This is a genomic window from Pseudomonas sp. SDO5215_S409, from assembly GCF_054071325.1.
The window spans coordinates 1-20293 of record NZ_JBSVWN010000052.1; the positions used below are offsets into that span (position 1 = coordinate 1).

The following is a 20293-nucleotide window of genomic DNA, read 5'->3' on the forward strand; positions in this document are numbered from 1 at the left end:
ACGTTTGAAGTGTAGACGAATTACTCAGAAATTTATTTCGCGAACAGCACACTAGGTTGCGGTTGTATACATACGCGCTGGAGTTGGTCAGCTGCGCAGCGCCTCTGAAACTCGGTACAGAGAACAGCATTTGTAGCTTGGGGATGAAACCAATTCGGCGCAGCACCTTCTGCATGCGAATGAGCGTCTTGATCATATCCGCTGCGATCGGCTCGATCGGACGGGCTTCCCGGCGTCGAACACCAAATAGGTGCCGCGTACTTTTGGCGTTGCGGAAAAGAAGCCATTCCTCGGTTTCGTCGAGGCAGTCTTCAGCGCTTAGCTCGTACAGCTCGCTCACTCTGCGCGCCATCAAAATGCCCACCGATAGCTGCACGCAACCCATGTAAACGGCCATCAGCTCGTAGAGGCCGTTATTGGCTCGCAAACTCGCAAATTAATGATCCTTCGATCCCTTAATATTGGAGTGGTACACGCCGTCGTTTGTCGAGTTGATTGCCAGGGAAAGCTTGGTTACCCCGAATGTTGCGAGCTTAGGCCCGACGAGTTTTTGCACCTCGGTAGCTGTCAGAAAGCTAGGCGATACGTTGCGCTTACTGCATTCCAGGGCGATACGGCAGAAGGCTTTAGTCAATTCCTGCCCGTGGTCAAGGTGAAACTCGATCGCTTGGCGCAATCCTATAAACACAATCTCGGACGGGAGGGTGCGGAAACGACCAATCGTCGACAGGTTTGGGTTGAACTTTTCCGCCTTTACCAAGGCTTCAACCGTGGGCGCTGGCACTTCAAGCTCATGGAGCACGCCTAGGTTATAAACCGCTCTACGGTAGTTGGCGTACGTGCTGTCCCGCATTTTTTCGCGCGCTCCGCTGGTAACTGGCGCGCCACGATATTCTCGGTCGAATTGGGACATATCATCGTTGTATATGAGGATGTCATAGGTGATTTTCGGCTGATTCTTTCCCCACAAAGTTTCGGTATAAATTTCCTGCGATAGTTGCGTCGTATTTGGCTGATTGCCGGTGGTCTGCTTGTGGTAAAAACCCTTCAAATAAAGTGCGGCACGCACTTGTGGAATCAATTCGTGAGGAATTCCAAGCTCGTCCTGAGTCCGCTGTTCATCCGTGATTACTGCAATCTGTGGCATTGAGGTCAAAATATCGGACACAGTAATCGAATTGGTGCTTTCAATAAGCGCCTGACAGTAATCACGTAGTCGTATCCGCCAGTTATAAACCGATTCGGCGATCATCGGAGTATTGGCTAGAGTTTCAAGAGCCTCCATTAGATTCCCAGCGTTTAGTACTTCTAAACCAAATTTTGCAAGTTGATAGCGATCACCGTTGATCAGGAGAAAATCCACGATGTGGCAGGCACTACAAAAGCGTTGTAACTGTTGCCCCTGCACTTCGTTTGTTTCAGAAAGATAGCCGGAAGAGTCGCGTGTGCTCGATGTCAGATAATATTTTAGCCCCAGTAACAGGTTTCTGTTTTTTTGAGCTGTGAGCACGCTGCCGTCATCCAAAGTAACTCGCCAATCAAGTTGCTTGGGTTTCTTGTAGTCAAAGCTGTACTCCCAAACCTCTTCATCGAAATCGTTAAGAAGCCATGAGACCTGGCGGTATGCTTCGGTCGGCTCGACAAGGTATGGAGCAAGAAAAGCGAGCTCAGGAGGCAGTTGCATAGATTAGGTCTTCCATGTGGGCGGCGTTGGCGTGCTGTTGTGCTGTTTCCAAATATTCCTGTAGTTCACTATTGAAACCGTCCTCAATTTCTTTGACGACTAAATCGCTGAAGTGCGACCAGTAAATGGCTTTGGAGCACAGTTGACGGGTATCGTTGTCTTCGCCGCTTTTGTTGTTAGATCTCGCGTTTTCAGTCGCTTCGGCTACGGCTGCATTTAGGGACAGCAGGGCAGTTAGAACGCCGGTGTCAATAGATACAACTACTTGGCCTGGCTTGTCGGGGTCTGAGTTATCTGCTGCAGCCTTCTGTACGGGAGTCTTGAGGTAATCAGGATTCTGCAGGTGCTCAGGGATTTCTCGCAACGCATGGTTTTTGAGGAATTCATGTAACTCGTCCATGTCCCTGAAGCGAGCGGCTTCCAGGAGGCGCGGGCTATCCTTCATGGCGCGGCAAATAATGCCGCGTTGGAACAAACGGATCCAACGGGTCTGGAAGAACGCCAGGATAGGCTCCGGCAAATAGCTGCTTAGTAGCGTGGACGTATACCCCTTGTGCCCCAATGCTCTGGCCATCTCCTCAACATCGTGATCGCGCAAATAGATTTCAACGGCTGCCGAGGCCCGGAATGCGGTGACCGACAGTTGCGTGATAAAACGCCGGGTTGCCGTTTCGTCCCGGTTGCCAAATACCATGAATTCCTCAACCATTCGTTTCTGAAAAATTATGGTTCCGTCGTTGAGTTTTAGAGATTCCGGCCTGGAGGGTGTAATTAGACGCCCCGCTGTATGAAGGAACAAGTACCGCCATTCATCATTGCCCGCTGCATGAAGATCGTTTTGAAGAGCCTCGGTCATTGCAATTATCAGCTTGACCCACTCCGATTCTTGCTCTGACAGGTCAATCTTTTGCTCGCTATTCTGGCCTTTCTTACGATCCTTATAGCCGATGAGTTGATAGCCGTATTCGGTCGACTTGAAACCAGATACATCGCCTCGCTTGTTGTGAAGTTCGAAATGAAGGAAGAAACTATCGGTAATGCAAGGATGTGCGTGCACTAATAACATTTGAAATGCGAAAATAGTGTCGAGGGTGGGTATGCCCAAAATTTTGAAGATGTCACCCTTGGGTATTTTTCCGGTTAGCTCTTTGTCGCCTTTTTTCAAATATGTTGTGCCTTTCTCCACGTATGTTGCGCATATGTTTGCAGCGCCTATATCTTCAATTTTTTTAGCGTTTTCATTGCCTCCGGTGATGACTGTGCCATACTTTGATAGTTCTTTGCATGCCTCATAAGCTTCCTTTGCTCGTGTCAGGCGATATCTAGCCCACTTCAAAACTAGGATGTTGTCTTCATGAATATTTTTGAAAAGAATTTGTATTGCCGTGCTGTCTGTTAGATGTAACGGGACTTCAGTAATAAGCTTGTTTTTTACTACGGTACCGTCAGAATTTTTTTTGTGATTTGTGCGTGCGCCGGGAGTGGACTTTGCAGGTGGCTTCGGTAATGACCCTGCGAATGGGCGAGCCCAGGTTCCAGACTGAATAAAAATCTCATCTATCGAAAAAATAAACTTTGAGTACGTACGAGTCCTATTATCAATGTCCGTTCCGTTTTCCACAGCCTGCATAAAATTATGAAACATGAAGTCGATAAAAAGTCTTTTGATTTGCAGAGGGTTTTGAAAAGTGGAAACAGGCCAGCGTTCCTTGTTTTCCGAAAGGTAATATATGAGGGTGTTGAAGTCCGTGTGGCTGGGTGCCAACTTCTTGGACATGTTCTTAGAATATTCGTCGAAGACGAGCTCAGCAAACTCAGGGCCGTGGGAATTCCATAGGTAAGCCATAGGGACGTAGCCATTGTTTTCTTTACGTCCTTGAACCTCCCAACCATTCCAGTAGCGTAGGGCCACCGGATCGAGGTGTGCCTTCATTCCCTCCCAGATGTGACGGTTGCTTTCTGGCAATGCGTCCTTGCCCAACACCACAGGCAGCAACGGGATTTCCTCGCGCATTTTGGTCAGCAGCTTAGTGAAGCTTTTCGCGTACGACCGTCTGGTATTTTTTTCTACCGAGACAAGTGAGTCGTTATCGAAGGCACCCAGGAAACCTCGGATCACCCTTTCGAAAGTTGGGCTTGACAGGGACAGGTAGGTGATCGGCGTGGCGGTTACATGGCAGTAAACGTCGAAGACTTTGATCAGGTTTCCCATCTTGATACTAATACTGTTGCCGAGTAGAGCATCGAAGGAGCGCTGCATCAGCTCCAGCACATCAGGCGGCAGCACCGTGATGGGGTAAAACGGTAGACACTGCGATTTTTTGATGACTGTCAAAGCTTTATCCATTGATGGATGCTCACGTAAACCTCTGTGTTACTTGAATTTTTGTCAGGTTTGACAACCTATTGCAAGTGGCAAAGACATGGAGCGCAGCCTGGACGCCGACCTGGCCCTGGCCCTGAGCCTCAACGGGCGCGAGTTGTTGCGCGACGAGCAGCCGCTGAAGATCTTGCTGATGTCTGCCACCCTTGAGGGCGAGCGCCTGGCGGGGCTGCTGGATGACGCGCCGATCCTGCGCAGCGAAGGGCGCATGTACCCGGTGCAGGTCCGCTGGGGCCGGCCGTTTCAGCCCGGTGAATTCATCGAGCCGCGGCTGGTGCAGACCGTACTGCAAGCCCTGCATGACGAAACCGGCAGCGTGCTGGTGTTCTTGCCCGGCCAAGCGGAAATTCGTCGTGTGTGCCAGCAACTGGCCGAGGCCCTGGGCGATCGCAGCGAGGTGCTGTTGTGCCCGCTGCACGGCGAGCTGGACCTGGCGGCCCAACGCGCCGCCATCGACCCGGCCCGCGTGGGCACCCGCAAAGTGGTGCTGGCTACCAACATCGCCGAAACCAGCCTGACCATTGACGGTGTGCGCGTGGTGATCGACGCAGGGCTGGCGCGCGTCCCGAGGTTTGACCCGGGCAGCGGCATGACGCGCCTCGACACCCAGCGCATCTCCCGCGCCAGCGCCACCCAGCGCGCCGGGCGGGCAGGGCGGCTGGAGCCCGGCGTGTGTTACCGCTTGTGGTCCGAAGACCAGCACGAAGCGCTGGCGGCCTACGCCGGGGCGGAAATCCTGCAGGCCGACCTTGCGGGGCTGGCGCTGCAATTGGCGCGCTGGGGCGTGACCCCGGCCCAATTGGTGTGGCTGGATGTGCCGCCGACGGCCGCCTATGCCCAGGCCCAGGACCTGCTGCAGCGCCTGGGGGCGTTGAACGACGCCCATCTGACCGCCCACGGCCAGCAAATGGCCGAGTTGCCCGCGCACCCGCGTATCGCGCACCTGTTGCTGCGTGGGCAGGACCTTGGCCTGGCCGCCATGGCCTGTGACGTGGCGGCATTGCTGGGCGAACGCGATATCGTACGCGGCGGCGGTGCGGACCTGCACAGCCGGATGGCCTTGTTGTCTGGCGAAGAAAAAGCCCGTGGCGCCCAGGGCGGCGTGCAGCGCGCCCGGCAACTGGCGCGTCAGTATCGCGGCTACCTCAGGGGCAAGGCCGCGCAGCCGGTTGACGACCCCGACCACCCGCGCTGGCTCGGCGCGCTGCTGGCGCTGGCGTACCCGGACCGGGTCGCCCAGCAGCGGCGTGCGGGCGGGGCGGAATATCGCCTGGCCAATGGCCGGGCGGCGTTATTCGCCGAAGCCGACAGCTTGATGAAACAACCTTGGCTGGTGATCGCCGACCTGGGCAGCCGCCAGGGCCAGCGCGAGGAGCGCATCTACCTGGCGGCGGATTTCGACCCGGCGCTGTTCGACACAGTGCTGGCCGAACAAGTGCGCAACGTGGACCAACTGGACTGGGACGAGCGCGAAGGCGTGCTGCGCGCCGAACGCCAGCGCAAGGTCGGCGAACTGGTGCTCAGCCGCGAACCGCTGACCGGCCTGGACGAAGCCGCACGCAACCAGGCGCTGGTCAACCTGGTGCGGCGCAAAGGCCTGGAGCTGCTGCCCTGGACCCCGGAGTTGCGCCAGTGGCAGGCGCGGGTCCTGCTGCTGCGCCACCTCGACACCGCCAGCCCCAGCCAATGGCCAGACCTCAGCGACAGCGCCTTGCTCGCCACCCTGGAGCACTGGCTGATGCCGTATCTGGGCAAAGTCTCGCGCCTGAGCCATTTTGCCCAGCTGGACCTGGCAAGCCTGCTGCACAACCTGCTGCCCTGGCCATTGCCGCAACGCCTGGACGAATGGGCGCCCGCCCACGTGAAGGTGCCGTCGGGCTCATCCATCCGCCTGGATTACAGCGAGCAACCGCCGATTCTGGCCGTGCGCCTGCAAGAGCTGTTCGGCCTGGCCGACACCCCGCGCATCGCGGGCGGGCGGCAGGTGGTCAAACTGCACCTGTTATCGCCCGCCCGCCGCCCGGTGCAAGTCACCCAGGACCTGGCGAACTTCTGGCGCAGCACCTACAGCGAGGTCAAGAAAGATTTGAAGGGGCGTTACCCTAAGCATTACTGGCCCGATGATCCTTTAGTGGCAGAGGCGACTGCCAGAGCGAAGCCTAGGAAGCCCTGAGTAAATCATCCCTCGTCTTTTCGGCTACCGTGCGAACGGCGCCTTTCGCTCGATACCTGTGCGAAGAGCGCTCTGCGTTTGTGGGCCGATGTGCAAGCGCAGTGTGCTGGTCACTACAGTCATAGCCTTGAGGGGCGGCTTCTATCTGGTGTCCTTAATACCTCATTTGAACAACGCTTCCATAGTCAGCTGATACGTGAGGTGGAGCTATGAACTCTCAGGGCATCGTGCTCAATGATGAGCAGGTCGAGTTGAGCTGACGGTAACTGCCGTAGCATGGCGCGTGTCGCCGGTAATTCTCCGGCCAGCATCTAGCGGACCGGGGCCGCCAACGACATCAAGCCGCATTTGACCTGCACGTTCAAACTGTCCAATGATCCTCAGTTCAAAGAAAAATTCTGGGGCGTTATCGGACTGTACCAAAGGGACGTCCGTCAGGACGCTGAGGTGCGCAACTGCCAAATCGAGGCCGATGCCCAGGAAGAAAGCAGAGCGACGGCGTAGCGCTTAAATGCATGCTTTGATCCGTTGGTCTCCTTTTCGGAACCCTTTTCAGATTTTACCCACTCATGACAATAAGGAAAGCACAGTTGCCATTCATGGATCTTAAAGTCTATATAGAAAATCAGAAGATATATGATGAATGTGAATCGTGTCGGTGGGTACAGCTCATTTCAAACGCCTACTAGTAGTCGCCCAGCCGCCACAGAGACTGATAACACCCTCGGGCGCGCAGAGGCGGACACTGCCCCCGTATTTGAAGCAAGGCGCAATACTTCTCTAGCGGGCAGAACTGATAGGCCCAGGCTTTTATCGGAAGCAATAATTGGCGCGCCGCAGGCAGGCAATGGCAGTCAAGGAAAGTCCGCCACACTCAACGCTAAAAAAGATGTCAGTAAAGAATTGAATCATGCACTTTTGGAGTTTTCCAAGAAGTCTGGTCTTAAACTTTTTCACCATCGACCGACAGAATTAAAGGCCGCGGCTGAATTGTTAAGCCCACTTCAGGGGAAAACAACGTTTTCTCGACGCGAACAGCTGGTGTTGATCGATGCAAGTTTGATGTTGGGGAAAATTCCGCCAGCCACGTTGGCCAAGTACCCAGCCGTCACCCCCTTAATTGAACAAATAGATCGCTTCACGGGGTCGGCGCGCGAATTGAGTCAGGCATTAAGTCAATCCGCTGCACAGCTTGAACATGATGCAAAAGTACCATCATTTTCCCAATTCCTCTTAGAAAAGCATCCGGGGACGATTGCGGTGGTGGGGGATGAAAACACGTTGCAGTTGACCCAAAAGGGCCGGGATAAGTATAAATTTTTAAAGCAGGATTTTGAACTTACAGCCTTAGATCGCCATGAGATCCCAGCTTCGGGTTCGCAGTTGAGCGCGCGTGATATTGCCGTTACAAAACTCATTGAAGGCGGCTATCAAACCTATCAAAACGCATTGCGAAACCCTAACGACTCGATCAGCACAAGACGGGCGCTGTTAGAGTGCGCGGAAGTTGTTACTCAACTCGCCAAAGCGAAACCTGAAGAAGTAAAAAAGGATCGCATCGCAACTGTTTTTCCTGGTGGGGTTACTGATCCATCAAAATTAGAGCCGGGGAAAATATACAAGGAACGTGGGTTTGTCTTTGTTGGTGGCGAGCGTCCTTCAGATCAGGGTCGTCATATGATGATAAAAATGACCAAGGGATATGCGGTTGATGCACGGAGATATTACGGCCATTCCATGAATAATGAAGATAAACTTCAGTGGATTTCCCTTCCAGGGGCACAGTTCCGATTTGACGGTGTTTCTTCAGGGAATAACAAAAAAACGTATATGTTTTCGCAGGTTTCTCGGTAGGGGGCTTCGACGCCGCTCAGAGGCTCGCTTCAGCTGTAGGACGCTGTAGCGTCGCATCGTTGGAAATGTCTTGGGGTCCTGTCTCAAAAAACTGAACTACGCCTCCATAGTCAGTCGGGACGTGAAATGGAGCCATAAACCCTCAAGACATCGTGCTCAATGATGATGAGCAGGTCGAGTTGAACCGATAGGTTCGCTCGGCCATCATCAGCCAACGTGACGGTCGCTGAACCCACCGCACGTGCCAAGCCGCGCCGCTAGTCCGCCGGATTATTTCAAAACCTGAAACCCTGAATTGCCGTACGCACGCATTCTGTTCACGCGGTGAATGAGCAACGATGGCACCTACTGAAGCCACGCCCGTCGGCGTGGTTGCCCGAGGATGCCGCGATGCAGACCCCCGATGAGCAGGACCCTTGCCCCTGGCACGCTGGCGAATTGCAGTTGCAGCGCAGCGTCGGGGCGGTGGAGCGCATGGTCAAGCCGGGCAAGTCGCAGTTGGCGCGCAATTACATGCCCGACCAGCATCGCGAGTTCTACGCGCAATTACCGTTCGTGGTGTTGGGCAGTGTCGACCCGCACGGTAACCCCTGGGCCACGTTGCGGGCCGGGCAGCCGGGGTTTATGCACTCGCCTGAGCCGCGTCGGTTGGTGCTCGACTTGCCGCGTGAAACCGCGGACCCGGCCGACGCGGGCATGGAGGACGGTGACGCCATCGGCATGCTCGGTATTGAGCTGCATACCCGGCGCCGCAACCGCCTCAATGGCTTTGTACGGCGCAGCCATGATGCGGGTTTTGACATCGATCCCACGCAGTCCTACGGCAACTGCCCACGCTATATTCACCTGCGTCGCTACGCTTTTGACCCCACTCCGCCAGGCGAGGTGAGCGAATCGGGCGCGATGAATGAGCGGGATCGGGCCATCGTCACGACCGCCGATTCGTTCTACGTGGCTTCCTACGTGGTGCGCGACGGTGAGCGTCAGGTGGACGTGTCCCATCGCGGCGGCAAGCCGGGGTTTATTCGTATCGATGAACACGGCGCGCTGAATGTGCCGGACTTCAACGGCAACCTGTTCTTCAACACCTTGGGCAATCTGCTGCTCAACCCCCGCGCCGGGCTGGTGTTTGTCGACATGCACAGCGGCGACCTGTTGCAGATGACCGGGCGCACCGAAGTGATCATCGATTCTCCCGACACCCTGGCCTTTATCGGTGCCGAGCGGATGTGGCGTTTCTACCCCGAGCACGTGGTGCGTCGCCCCGCTGGCCTGCCGTTGCGCTGGGCCGACATGGACGACGGCCTCTCGCCCAACGTGCTGATGACCGGCAGTTGGGAGGACCGCGAAGCGCGCCTCAAGGCCGCCGCGCTGGCGCAGAGCTGGCGCCCGTATCGCGTTACCGAGGTGGTGGACGAAAGCGCGACAGTTCGCTCGTTTTATCTGCGGCCCGATGACGACGCTGGCATTCCGGTGCGGCTGCCCGGCCAGCACTTGCCTGTTCGCGTGAATGTGGCGGGCCAGGCTGCGCCGATGGTGCGCACGTATACGCTGTCGAACGGGCCGTCGGAGGAGGCCTTGCGCATCAGCGTGAAGCGCGAGGGGGTGGTGTCGACGCACTTGCATGAGCACGTGCGGGTTGGCGATGTGATCCAGGCGCGCGCCCCGGCCGGGGCATTCACCCTGGACACCCGCGTGCGCCGCCCGGCGGTATTGCTGGCAGCGGGTGTGGGGGTGACGCCGGTGCTCGCCATGGCCCGGCATTTGTTGCATGAGGGGCGACGTACCCGGTATGTGCGGCCGACGTGGGTGTTCCAGTCGGCCGTAAACAAGGCGCAACGCGCCTTTCAGGATGAGCTGGCGGCGCTGGCCGATGCGTCGGAAGGGCGCCTGCATTACGTCAGATTGCTGAGCGATATTACCGATGCGCAGCCAGCGGACTACGACCACGAAGGCCGACTGAGCATGGACCTGTTGCGCGAACACCTGCCTTTTGACGACTACGACTTCTACCTGTGCGGCCCGCAAGGTTTCATGCAGCACCTGTATGACGGTTTGCGCGGGCTGAATGTGAGCGACACGCGTATTCACGCCGAAGCGTTCGGGCCTTCGAGCTTGCGCCGTCAGGTCGAGGCTGGCGCGGCTGCGCAGGCGTTGGCGCCGGTGTCTACGGAGTCGGTGCCGGTAGTGTTCATGGCCTCCACCAAGGAAGCGCGCTGGAGCCCGGGCAGCGGTTCGTTGCTGGAGCTTGCCGAGCAGCGTGACCTGGAACCTGCGTTCGGATGCCGGGGCGGGACCTGCGGCACGTGCCGTACCAAGGTGCTCAAGGGCACAGTGACCTATGCGCACCCGGTGTCTTTTGCGGTGGGGCAGGACGAAGCCCTGATCTGCCGTGCGCTGCCGGCCCAAGGCTGTGGGCCTTTGCATCTGGAACTGTGACGTATGGCACAGAGCCTTCATAAAACTGTCATATTTCCTACATTATGTGCGTGTACAATTCTTGTTACAGATTGATTTGACGCTATTTTTTGACCTTTGCGTCGGTCAGTTCCACTGCTCTCCACGGTCTGTTTCCAGACCGTCATCCTTTCTGGATCGGGGTCATCCCATATGCCTGAAGTGAAATTATGTCGATCCTTGCCGTCGACCTAGCCGGGATGCTTCCCGCACTGTTACCGCGCTTATGGACATTCGCACTACGCCTTTCGGGCACGCATCAGGACGCTGAAGCGCTGGTCAAGCGTGCCTGCGAACAGGCGCTTGAAAACACGCATTTATTTCCCGGCGATACGTCCGCGCTCAAGTGGATGTTGTTTCGGGTGTACACCACCTGGACCCACAGCCAATCGCAGCGTGGTGCCGGTGTGCCGCCGGATATCGAGGGGGGCGCTCAGTGCGAACCGGCCCATCGGCGCACGCTGGCAGCGGTGGGTGGGCTGTCGGTCGAGCACCGGGGCCTGGTGCTGCTGGTCGATATCGAGCGCATGAGCTGCACGGAGGCCGCGCAACTGCTCGGCCTGCCGGTGAGCGTGATTGTTCGGCGCTTGTCACAGGCCCGGCAGGCCGTCGGTGCACAGGTGGGGTGACGACGCTTACTGCGCGGCTGGCAGCAGGAACCGTGCAATCACCGGCAGGTGGCTGGAGATGCGTACGGTATCGTCGCCGCGCACCCGGCCTTCGACGCGCTTGATGCGCGAACTGTAAAACAGGTAGTCGAGGGTGCGGTCTGGCCCGTCCAGCGTCGGATCATTCGGAAAATACGTCAGCCATTTTTCCCGGTCGATGCCGCTCGATTCGCTGTTGCTCGGGATCATCGGGTATTTCTCCCACAACAGATGCAGTTCGCTGTCGGGCGAGTATTGCCCGCGCTTGCTGGCGTCCAGGCGCAGGAATTGCCCCAGCGGCAACCCGTTGAAATCCCCGCCAATGAGCCAGGGCGTGCCCCGGCCTTCGAACTTGTCGAGCAACTTGACGGTGGCCCGCACTTGTTCGGGCAGGGCGTTGTGCCCGGGTGCGCGGTCGTCCAGGCGGGTGTTGACCACCGCCAGTTGGCCGCCATCGCTGAGCGGCATGTAGGTCAGCAACAAGGCGGGCTTGGGGGCGAACTGGCGGCTGATCAGGTTGCCCGGCGCTGCGGGCAGCGGCAGGCGCTCGGCGTGTTCCACCTGGTAGCGGCTCAAGGTGACCAGTTTGCGGCCAACGCTGCCGAAGATGTGCAGGTCGGGGATGAAGTCGGCTTTCCAGTCGAACGCCTGGGCGCTGCACGGGTAGAGGTCGGCCACGCGCTCCTGGAGCAGGGCGAGTTGGTCCTGGTAGCCGGAGCGCTTGGCGTTTTCATCGAGCTCCTGCAGCAACAGGAGGTCGGGCTGCTCGTCACGGATGACCCGTGCCACTTCGTCCAGGCTGTAGGCCATGTCTTGCACCGTGGGGCGCTCGTCCGGGCCGCTGCCGTCGGGGGTGTCGTACCAGAACACGTAGTTCTTGCCCGCCAGGTATTGCACGTTCCAGGTCATCACTTTGAGGGCCTGGCCGGGCAGCAGCGTGGGCGCGCGCGGGGCCATGCAGCGCACGGGCAAGGTTTGCTTGCCCACGGGGCGCCAGGTGAGGCTGTAGATCAGGGCCGTCAACAGGGCTGCCAGAAGCAGCAGCCCCAGCAGGGTAAGGCGCAGTAGTCGGGTCATCGGGTTGGCTTATAGCGGCGCGGGACAGGCACGGAGCATAACTGAGTCCAGGGGGTCAGCGCGCGTCGGCGTCGGCCCCGATCAACATGAACAGGCGAAACACCACCACGCTGGTGAACAATTGCAGAAAGCTTTGCGCCGTGTCGAGCAGCACGCCCACGCCCAGGCTCGGCTCGGGGTACACCGCCATGCTGACGCCTTGCAGCAGCCACAGCGGGACCATCACTGCCAGCAGGCACGCCAGGATTCGCCAGAAATGCCCCCGGCTCAGGCGGATACTTTCTTTCATGGCAGACAACGCCGACAGGCCGCGCAGCACCAGCAGGTATTCGGCAAACGCGAGTATCACCATCAACAACAGTCCCAGCAGCATATACAGCGACATGCCCAGCAAGATCAGCAGCGAACTCACCGCGGTCAACAGCACAAACCGCGGCCACAGGCCTACGGCCATGGCCAGCACGTCACGGGTGTGCGGGGCCTCGCCACGGGTGCGGGCGTCAAGAAACAGGATCAGCGCCCCGGTGTACAGCGGATAGATCAGCACCCCCAGCATGATGTCGTAGCCAGCAAAGGCGTCCGCCCCCAACGTGCGATCAAGCAGTTGCGCGCCCAGCGCCTGCAGAATCAACAGGGGCAGGCACAACTGCACGATGGCGCCGAGGTTGCGCTGGAAAAAATAAAACGAGTCACGCAGGACGGTTAACGGGTTCATCGGGGTCTTCGCCGGCCAAAAAAGCAGGCGCCCACTGTAACCGATCACGCTTGAGGGCAAGCAAACGTAAACCTTGCGTAAAGGCTATTGAAACATCTGGCAACAGCCCCATAACTAGGCTGTACCGCGCCCCGGGTGGGGCAGGCCCAGATTTTTACCGGCAATCTAACGAGGTCGCCATGAACAGCGAAGAACAAACCCTGATCGATGGACTGTTTTCACGGTTGCAGCAAGCCGAAACGGATTCAGCCCCACGCGACGCCGCTGCCGAGGCGCGGATCAAGGAGCATCTGATTCGCCAGCCCGCCGCCGGGTATTTCATGACCCAGTCGCTGCTGGTGCAAGAGCACGCGCTCAAGACCCTGGATGCGCAAAACAAGCAGCAGGCGCAGCAAATCCAGCAGTTACAGGCCGAGTTGCAGCAGGCCCGCAGCGCGCCGCAACAACCGGCGCCGAGCAGCGGTGGTTTCCTGTCGAGCATTTTTGGCGGTGGCTCCCGCGACCCTCAGCCTGCCCAGAGCGCACCGGCGTCGTCGGGCGGTGGCTGGCGTGAACCGGCGCGTCCGTCCTTTGGGCAGCCCGCGCCGCAGCAAAACTATCAGCAGCCGCCACAGAACTATCAACAACCTCAGCAAGCCCCGGCAGCGCCGATTGGCAGCGGCTTTTTGGGCGGCGCGTTGAAAACCGCCGCCGGTGTGGCCGGTGGCGTGATGCTGGCCGAAGGCATCAGCAGCCTGTTCCACCACAACCAGCAACCGCAGATTGTCGAAGAAATCATCGAACAACCGGCGCCTGCCAGCGGCAATGGCGGCTGGGGCAACGATGACCAGCGCTTCGCCAACAACGACAGCTGGGGCAACGACAATTCGGACAGCTTCGCTGACAACGGCGACTATTCCGACGATTCCTCTTCCTTTGGCGACGACGACTCCTACGTCTGACCCACCCTCAACCGGGGCGCTTCGTCGCCCCGGTCTGATTTTTACCGGAAACGTTCTTGTGGCTGGCATACTGGCGACCTTTTCGGGCTGTCGAGTCCGGGGTCCCTGGGTGTGCCACGAGGATTTGCGGTGAAAAAGATTGCCGTGTTCGCCGATGTTCAAAACCTCTATTACACCGTGCGCCAGGCGTATGGTTGCCATTTCAACTACGCCGCGTTGTGGGCTGATATCAGCGCGCGGGGGCAGATCGTCGAGGCGTATGCCTATGCCATCGACCGGGGCGACAGCAAACAGCAGCAGTTCCAGCAGATCCTGCGCAACTTGGGGTTCACCGTCAAACTCAAGCCCTACATCCAGCGCAGCGACGGCTCAGCCAAGGGTGATTGGGACGTGGGCATCACCCTTGACGTGATGGACGCCGCCGATCATGTCGACGAAGTGGTGCTGGCCTCCGGTGACGGCGATTTCGACATGCTGCTGGAGCGCATCATCAATAAACACGGCGTTGAAGCCGTGGCCTACGGCGTGCCGGGGTTGACGGCCAACTCACTGATCCGCGCCGCCAGCCGCTACGTACCGATCGAAGGCGCTTTGTTGCTCAAATAATCAGAGGGAGTGGGAACAGGTTTGGAACGTATCGCGGTCATCGACTTTGAAACCACCGGCATCTCGCCGAGCAGCAGTTGCCGGGCCACGGAAATCGCCGTGGTCATCCTTGAGCGGGGCCAGATCGTGGACCGCTACCAGAGCCTGATGAACGCGGGCGTGCGCGTGCCGGGCTTTATCGAGCAGCTCACCGGCATCAGCAACGCCATGTTGCGCAGCGCCCCCTCGGCCGAGCGGGTGATGAACGAGGTCAACGAATTTGTCGGCACCACGCCACTGCTCGCGCATAACGCCGCCTTCGACCAGAAGTTCTGGGACTTCGAGCTGGGCCTGATCCGCCGCACCCGCCTGCAAAAATTTGCCTGCTCCCTGCTACTGGCCCGGCGCCTGATGCCTGCGGCCCCGAACCACAAACTCGGCACCCTGACCGCCTTCGCCCAACTGCCCCACACCGGCAAGGCCCACCGAGCGATGGCCGACGCCGAGATGGCCGCCAACCTCACCACGCACCTGGCCGAGCAACTGCGCAGCGTGCACGGCTTGCGCGAGCTGTCGCATGAGCTGTTGTGCGGGTTGCAGAAGGTGCCGGCGGCGAAGATGGGGGATCATTTGAAAAAACACCGCTTCGCCTGATCGCACCGGTGTGAGGGGCTATAGCCCGTTCAACGGCTGGCCTCTCAATTGAGCATCAATGTGTTCAAGTAGGGTTTGAACCAGGCCCGACGCATAGCGCTGCATTTGTACGCGCTCGTCGTCGTCATTTATGCCAAGGAAGGTTGCATAGGCAACGGCACCTACTTTTTTATAGCCATCGCCATATTCGTCGTCACAAAATCGCTGCTTCAGCGCCGCCAACCCTTCGCTGATTGCCTGTGGATGTTGGTTGCCATGGATGCGTTGAACAAACAGTGCAGCGACTTGGGCCAGGGTGCCGGCATAGCGCACGACATGGATCAGGTCCGCCGCATCTTTAGGTTCATGCCTTTGGTCCAAGGCAATGGCTTTGAGGATCACAAAAGCAGGGACATCCGCAAAGCGGACGTTGTCGACTGACAGGCCGCCACCATCAAGCAGTTCTGCGCTGACGGTTTTTTCCTGATACCAATCGTGGACAATCCCGGCGTGTTTGATTGTAAGGGCCGACACCTCCTCGCCATTGACGCTGATGGCCCTGCCCGGCGCATCGCCCCCTGCATCCCTGAGCAACTCGACAATCACTTCGATGCGCTCGTCAACACGTCTGCGCCAGCGCCACGATGCCGCTTTGCCGTCTTCTACCACCCGCGAAAAACCACGGGCTTTGAGTTGTACTGCCAAGCTCGTGTACTCGTTGCCTTCGGCCAGAACGTTTAGGTTCAGTACCATGTCGACGTCTGAGGTGCCGGCATGTGCGGGGATTTCTGGCGGAGCCTCAGGGGTGAGGTAGCGAGGGACAAGTCCGCCAATCAGACGCAAGGTGTCCTTCAGGTGCCCAAAGGCACCGAACAGCGTCAGCAATGTTCGCTCACAGGCGAGCGTGACATCTTCGTTGTATCCCGCAAAGGTGCGGGGTTTCACCTCTTCCATTGTGCCTCCAGGATGCGCCTTATGTGGTCGGCCAGTTCTTTGTTGCGCCCCTGCCCATTCAGCAGGTCCAGGTACAGGATGTAGGGACTTGCAAAAAAAGCGCGATCGTCGGGATGCATGTCCAGAAACAGCAAGCTCGCGCCATCACGTTCGATAAGGGTCACATTGGCGCCTTTCTCGGCGGGCTTCAGGTTCAGCGCCTTGGCCATTTTTTCGGCGTATCCGCTGGGCACAATGATTTCTGCGCTGTCGGTACTGGTGAGCAAGGGGGCGAATACGTTCGCGGCCGCAGTGCCGGTAAACGCCCAGGGGAAATCGATGCCTTGACGGTTTATCTGGTCTGTCAGATGGGAGAGCAGCAGCTTGGGATCTTCAACGAACGTGTACCAGCGGGAAGTTTTTTCCTGGTGCTTTTTCCACGCTTCAGCCCATGCATCCAGCAGGGGGCCGGGTGCTATCAGGCTTCGTCGTTTCGTCGGCCCCCCGCCAACGGATTTGGACCATTCGCGCAACGTCAATTCCTGAAGCACCAACGAGCAGGTGTATTGGGACGTGTCTGCCAACGCGGCCAGTTCAATACCTGTAAGCCACTGGTTGTTATGTTTCATGAGGGCATGGATGACGTTTTCGCGAGCGCCGGTAAAAAGCTTGATCGCGCGTTTGGACACTGACGGTGTAGCGGGTTTCTGAACATTAATCAGCCACAGCCCGTGTTTCAGAAACAGGCTGCCGCCCAGCTCAAAGAAGGCGATACCGCGCTCTTTCAAATCTCTCTTGGCTCCGGGGCTGAGTGTTTCAGCGGCAACCATTTTGACCGTATCCACCGACGTGAGGCTGCTGCCCTTAACGGAGTCCAGGCGCCAAATTGCCTCGCGAATGTCTCGCGGATACCCCGTATTGATGGCTTTTACGAAAATTCGCAGGTTTTTAGAGGGGGTTTCTACATTGAACACCGCGTCGGGCCGTGACGATGTGTCGTCAAGATAATCCGAATTTTCTGAATCCCGCTGGATACGGGTATCGTGCCCAAATGCGTCTCGCAGGCTCGCGGCCAAACCCTCTATCACGGGGGATTGGGTATCGAGTTGTTTATTGTGGTGTCGGGTCATGGCTTAGCTTGAAACCTCTTGGGACGATGCGACAGCCTCCATGGATTTTTGAATTTTAGCTTAAATGCAAATTTTAGCTGTGCAGAAAAAATTCAATTTTTTACTAAAGATTGCTTGTTTTAATGCGCCTAGGATTTTCCTTCCAACTGCCCCAACGGCACCCGCCGCTCAATCGCACTCGACAAAATAATCGATGTCTTGCTGAACCCGAATTTCGCCACTCGGTTGATCAAGTTCTCCAGTTGCGGCATCGAGCCCACCGCCGCTTGCATGATCACGCAGGGGTCGCCCGTTACGCGGTGGCATTCGGTCAGTTCGGGGATTTTGCCGAGTTCGTCGTAGACCTTTTGGCTGCCATGGTTGGTCAGGCGCAGTTCGATCACGCACTGGATCGGCAGGCCGACCTTGGACAAGTCCACCTTGGCCTGGTAACCGGTGATCACGCCGCTGGCTTCGAGCTTGGCCACGCGTTCGGCCACGGCGGGGGCGGAGAGGTTTACCGTGCGCGCCAATTGCGCGTAGGACGCGCGACCGTCTTCCAGTAGGGCGCTGAGTAGCATGCGGTCGTATTTGTCCAAGAAAAAGCTCCTGCGGGGCGTGGCTTTCGAAAGAGGGGTTTATAGCCCTCACAACCTCGTTTTGAAAAGTGTATGGGCGGTTTAAACAGGTTTTGTAACTTATGTTTGTTCATCCGCCTTTTTAAAATAAGCCTCCCTTGTCCTGCCGCAGAGCTGCCCAATGCCTGGCCCACGTCGCTTCTCGTTACCGTTGATCGCCGCCTTTTTTGCGTTGTACGTGATCTGGGGGTCTACCTACCTGGTGATCCGGATTGGCGTGGCGTATTGGCCACCGTTGTTGATGGCGGGCGTGCGTTTTGTGATCGCGGGTGGGTTGATGTATGGATTTTTGCGCTGGCGCGGGGCGCCGGCACCCACTTGGGCGCAGTGGAAGGCCGCTGGCAAGATCGGCATTTTGTTGCTCACCTTTGGTAACGGCGCGGTGAGCGTGGCCGAGCACATGGGGGTGGCGTCCGGTGTCGCGGCGTTGGCGGTGGCGACGGTGCCGTTGTTTACCTTGCTGTGCGGGTATTTCTGGGGGGCGCGTAATACCCGTCTGGAGTGGGCGGGCGTGGTGCTGGGGATCATCGGCATCGCTATGCTCAACATGGGCTCCAACCTGCAGTCGAGCCCCACTGGCGCTGCGTTGTTGCTGTTTGCCGCTGCCGCGTGGGCGTTTGGGTCGGTGTGGAGCAAGCACTTGCCGCTGCCCGCTGGGGCCATGGCCAGTGCGGCGGAAATGTTGATTGCCGGTGTCGCGCTGCTGGCCCTGGCGGCGTTGAAGGGTGAGCGCCTGGAGGCCATGCCGCCGCTGGAAGGTTGGCTGGCCCTGGCCTACCTCACGGTGTTTGGCTCGATCATCGCGTTCAACGCCTACATGTACTTGCTCAAGCACGTGCGCCCGGCGGCCGCGACCAGCTATGCCTACGTGAACCCGGCGGTGGCGGTGTTGCTGGGCATCGTGTTTGTCGGTGAAACCATTGGCCGCGAAGAAGCCTTGGCGATGCTGGTGATCATCAGCGCGGTGGTGTTGATCGGCCTGCCACAGTGGCGCAAGCCCAAACCGGAAATAAGGTAAACTGCCGCGCATTGCGACCCTGCGCTAAATTTTCCTACGGTATTTCCATGACTTTCGCCACCCTTGGCCTGATCGAACCCTTGCTGCGCGCCCTCGAGACGCTTGGCTACCAGACCCCGACGCCGGTGCAGGCGCAAGCCATTCCGGCGGTGCTGGCCGGTCGCGACCTGATGGCTGCGGCCCAGACCGGCACCGGCAAAACGGCGGGTTTCGCACTGCCGCTGCTGCAATTGCTGAGGATGGAAGGGCCGAAAGTCGCCGCCAACTCGGTGCGCTCGTTGATCCTGGTGCCCACCCGCGAGCTGGCCGAACAGGTTCACGAAAGCGTGCGCCAGTACGCCGAACACCTGCCGTTGACCACCTACGCGGTGTACGGCGGCGTGAGCATCAACCCGCAAATGATGAAGCTGCGCCGTGGCGTGGACGTGCTGGTGGCCACCCCGGGTCGCCTGCTCGACCTGTTCCGCCAGAACGCGCTCAAGTTCAGCCAACTGCAAACCCTGGTGCTCGACGAAGCCGACCGCATGCTCGACCTGGGCTTCTCCGAAGAACTGTCGAACATCTACCGGGTGCTGCCGAAAAAGCGCCAGACCCTGCTGTTTTCCGCGACCTTTTCCGATGACATCCGCCTGCTCGCCGGGCAGATGCTCAACGACCCGCTGAGCATCGAGGTCAGCCCGCGCAACGTCGCCGCCAGCACCGTCAAGCAATGGGTGGTGCCGGTGGACAAAAAGCGCAAGGCCGAGCTGTTTGTGCACCTGATGCGCAAGGGCCGCTGGCAGCAGGTGCTGGTGTTCGCCAAGACCCGCAACGGCGTGGACGCGCTGGTGGAAAAACTCCAGGGCCTGGGCGTCAATGCCGACGGCATCCACGGCGACAAACCCCAGGCCACGCGCCAGCGGGCGCTGGACCGTTTCAAGGCCGGTGAAGTGCAGATCCTGGTGGCCACCGATGTCGCGGCCCGGGGCCTGGATATCGAAGACCTGCCGCTGGTGATCAACTTTGACCTGCCGATCGTCGCCGAGGACTACATCCACCGCATCGGGCGGACCGGGCGGGCGGGCAACACCGGCGAGGCGATTTCGCTGGTGTGTGCCGATGAGGTGAACATGCTGTCGGCCATCGAGATGCTGACCCGTAAGACATTGCCTCGCCACCCCGAACAGGATTTCGAGCCCGAGCACCGTGTGCCCGACACCGATGCGAGCGGGCAGGTGGTGAAGAAACCGAAAAAGCCGAAAAAACCCAAGGCGTCCGGCGGCGGTGGCAAGCGTAACCTGGGGCGTTGGGTGGACAGCGGTGAAGTCGCCGCGCCCGAGCCTTCGGTGAAGCCGGTGCGCAAGGTGCCGGTGTTCAATACCGGGCCGCGCAAGAAGAAGTAGGTTTTACCGCGCCCGTTCGGGCCTCATCGCAGGTGGGGCGGCCCCCCTGCGTTGAATGTAGTTA

At 58.5% G+C, this 20293-nt stretch carries 15 protein-coding genes and 3 pseudogenes; 10 read left to right on the forward strand and 8 right to left on the reverse strand.

The window, feature by feature from the left end:
- The 3 genes and pseudogenes from ACW9H9_RS22435 to ACW9H9_RS22445 form a co-directional block, all read right to left on the reverse strand.
- A pseudogene (locus ACW9H9_RS22435) lies at positions 1–340 on the reverse strand (hypothetical protein); the annotation flags it as partial.
- 96 nt (positions 341–436) lie between these two features.
- Entirely contained in the window at positions 437–1684 is a 1248-nt protein-coding gene (locus ACW9H9_RS22440; protein WP_457345377.1) for a hypothetical protein, read from the reverse strand.
- Complete coding sequence (locus ACW9H9_RS22445) at positions 1668–4031, reverse strand: hypothetical protein (protein WP_457345376.1); 2364 nt, start codon at positions 4029–4031, stop codon at positions 1668–1670. The genes ACW9H9_RS22440 and ACW9H9_RS22445 overlap by 17 nt, the downstream gene beginning before the upstream one ends.
- Before the next feature lie 79 nt (positions 4032–4110).
- Here ACW9H9_RS22445 and hrpB point away from each other — a divergent pair.
- The 5 genes and pseudogenes from hrpB to ACW9H9_RS22470 all read left to right on the forward strand — a co-directional run.
- A pseudogene (hrpB, locus tag ACW9H9_RS22450) lies at positions 4111–6240 on the forward strand (ATP-dependent helicase HrpB); the annotation flags it as partial.
- 264 nt (positions 6241–6504) lie between these two features.
- Positions 6505–6670: pseudogene (locus tag ACW9H9_RS22455) on the forward strand (IS630 family transposase); the annotation flags it as partial.
- Positions 6671–6879: 209 nt separating this feature from the next.
- The gene (locus ACW9H9_RS22460; protein WP_457345375.1) at positions 6880–8094 is read left to right on the forward strand and encodes a hypothetical protein; all 1215 of its coding nucleotides are present in this window, start codon (positions 6880–6882) and stop codon (positions 8092–8094) included.
- 390 nt (positions 8095–8484) lie between these two features.
- Positions 8485–10533 (forward strand): 2Fe-2S iron-sulfur cluster-binding protein, encoded by a 2049-nt coding sequence (locus tag ACW9H9_RS22465; protein ID WP_457345373.1) that lies wholly within the window; start codon positions 8485–8487, stop codon positions 10531–10533.
- A gap of 188 nt (positions 10534–10721) precedes the next feature.
- Positions 10722–11180 (forward strand): RNA polymerase sigma factor, encoded by a 459-nt coding sequence (locus ACW9H9_RS22470; RefSeq protein WP_457345372.1) that lies wholly within the window; start codon positions 10722–10724, stop codon positions 11178–11180.
- 6 nt (positions 11181–11186) lie between these two features.
- On the opposite strand, the gene ACW9H9_RS22475 is transcribed toward ACW9H9_RS22470, so the two are convergent.
- Together ACW9H9_RS22475 and ACW9H9_RS22480 are read right to left on the reverse strand one after the other, a co-directional pair.
- The gene (locus tag ACW9H9_RS22475) at positions 11187–12275 is read right to left on the reverse strand and encodes an endonuclease/exonuclease/phosphatase family protein (protein WP_457345371.1); all 1089 of its coding nucleotides are present in this window, start codon (positions 12273–12275) and stop codon (positions 11187–11189) included.
- Between the two features lie 55 nt (positions 12276–12330).
- A complete protein-coding gene (locus ACW9H9_RS22480) occupies positions 12331–12990 on the reverse strand; it encodes a hypothetical protein (RefSeq protein ID WP_457345370.1) in 660 nt (219 codons plus the stop codon).
- A 179-nt stretch (positions 12991–13169) separates the two neighbouring features.
- Here ACW9H9_RS22480 and ACW9H9_RS22485 point away from each other — a divergent pair, with 179 nt between their 5' ends.
- The 3 genes from ACW9H9_RS22485 to ACW9H9_RS22495 all read left to right on the forward strand — a co-directional run bounded on the left by ACW9H9_RS22485 (position 13170) and on the right by ACW9H9_RS22495 (position 15170).
- A complete protein-coding gene (locus ACW9H9_RS22485; RefSeq protein WP_457345369.1) occupies positions 13170–13931 on the forward strand; it encodes a DUF2076 domain-containing protein in 762 nt (253 codons plus the stop codon).
- A 129-nt stretch (positions 13932–14060) separates the two neighbouring features.
- Complete coding sequence (locus tag ACW9H9_RS22490) at positions 14061–14537, forward strand: LabA-like NYN domain-containing protein (RefSeq protein ID WP_457345368.1); 477 nt, start codon at positions 14061–14063, stop codon at positions 14535–14537.
- 21 nt (positions 14538–14558) lie between these two features.
- The gene (locus ACW9H9_RS22495; RefSeq protein ID WP_457345367.1) at positions 14559–15170 is read left to right on the forward strand and encodes a 3'-5' exonuclease; all 612 of its coding nucleotides are present in this window, start codon (positions 14559–14561) and stop codon (positions 15168–15170) included.
- An 18-nt stretch (positions 15171–15188) separates the two neighbouring features.
- Here ACW9H9_RS22495 and ACW9H9_RS22500 read toward each other — a convergent pair whose 3' ends face one another.
- From ACW9H9_RS22500 to ACW9H9_RS22510, 3 genes are all read right to left on the reverse strand, one after another.
- Entirely contained in the window at positions 15189–16103 is a 915-nt protein-coding gene (locus ACW9H9_RS22500) for a hypothetical protein (protein ID WP_457345366.1), read from the reverse strand.
- Entirely contained in the window at positions 16091–17212 is a 1122-nt protein-coding gene (locus tag ACW9H9_RS22505; protein WP_457345365.1) for a type IV toxin-antitoxin system AbiEi family antitoxin, read from the reverse strand. Before ACW9H9_RS22505 ends, ACW9H9_RS22500 begins: the two co-directional genes overlap by 13 nt.
- A 128-nt stretch (positions 17213–17340) precedes the next feature.
- Positions 17341–17790, reverse strand: coding sequence for an Lrp/AsnC family transcriptional regulator (locus tag ACW9H9_RS22510; protein WP_457345364.1), 450 nt, complete (start codon positions 17788–17790; stop codon positions 17341–17343).
- A 160-nt stretch (positions 17791–17950) separates the two neighbouring features.
- Between ACW9H9_RS22510 and yedA the strand changes: the two genes are divergently transcribed.
- Together yedA and ACW9H9_RS22520 are read left to right on the forward strand one after the other, a co-directional pair.
- Positions 17951–18847, forward strand: coding sequence for a drug/metabolite exporter YedA (yedA, locus tag ACW9H9_RS22515; RefSeq protein ID WP_457345363.1), 897 nt, complete (start codon positions 17951–17953; stop codon positions 18845–18847).
- A 47-nt stretch (positions 18848–18894) separates the two neighbouring features.
- On the forward strand, positions 18895–20229 hold the full coding sequence (locus ACW9H9_RS22520; RefSeq protein ID WP_457345362.1) for a DEAD/DEAH box helicase: 1335 nt from the start codon (positions 18895–18897) through the stop codon (positions 20227–20229).
- The last annotated feature ends 64 nt before the right edge of the window (positions 20230–20293 follow it).

Bases quoted from the DNA above. Each gene is read 5' to 3' on its own strand.
- ACW9H9_RS22440 (WP_457345377.1), bottom strand. From the start codon at position 1,684: ATGCAACTGCCTCCTGAGCTCGCTTTTCTTGCTCCATACCTTGTCGAG.
- ACW9H9_RS22445 (WP_457345376.1), bottom strand. From the start codon at position 4,031: ATGGATAAAGCTTTGACAGTCATCAAAAAATCGCAGTGTCTACCGTTT.
- ACW9H9_RS22460 (WP_457345375.1), top strand. From the start codon at position 6,880: ATGAATGTGAATCGTGTCGGTGGGTACAGCTCATTTCAAACGCCTACT.
- ACW9H9_RS22465 (WP_457345373.1), top strand. From the start codon at position 8,485: ATGCAGACCCCCGATGAGCAGGACCCTTGCCCCTGGCACGCTGGCGAA.
- ACW9H9_RS22470 (WP_457345372.1), top strand. From the start codon at position 10,722: ATGTCGATCCTTGCCGTCGACCTAGCCGGGATGCTTCCCGCACTGTTA.
- ACW9H9_RS22475 (WP_457345371.1), bottom strand. From the start codon at position 12,275: ATGACCCGACTACTGCGCCTTACCCTGCTGGGGCTGCTGCTTCTGGCA.
- ACW9H9_RS22480 (WP_457345370.1), bottom strand. From the start codon at position 12,990: ATGAACCCGTTAACCGTCCTGCGTGACTCGTTTTATTTTTTCCAGCGC.
- ACW9H9_RS22485 (WP_457345369.1), top strand. From the start codon at position 13,170: ATGAACAGCGAAGAACAAACCCTGATCGATGGACTGTTTTCACGGTTG.
- ACW9H9_RS22500 (WP_457345366.1), bottom strand. From the start codon at position 16,103: ATGGAAGAGGTGAAACCCCGCACCTTTGCGGGATACAACGAAGATGTC.
- ACW9H9_RS22505 (WP_457345365.1), bottom strand. From the start codon at position 17,212: ATGACCCGACACCACAATAAACAACTCGATACCCAATCCCCCGTGATA.
- yedA (WP_457345363.1), top strand. From the start codon at position 17,951: ATGCCTGGCCCACGTCGCTTCTCGTTACCGTTGATCGCCGCCTTTTTT.
- ACW9H9_RS22520 (WP_457345362.1), top strand. From the start codon at position 18,895: ATGACTTTCGCCACCCTTGGCCTGATCGAACCCTTGCTGCGCGCCCTC.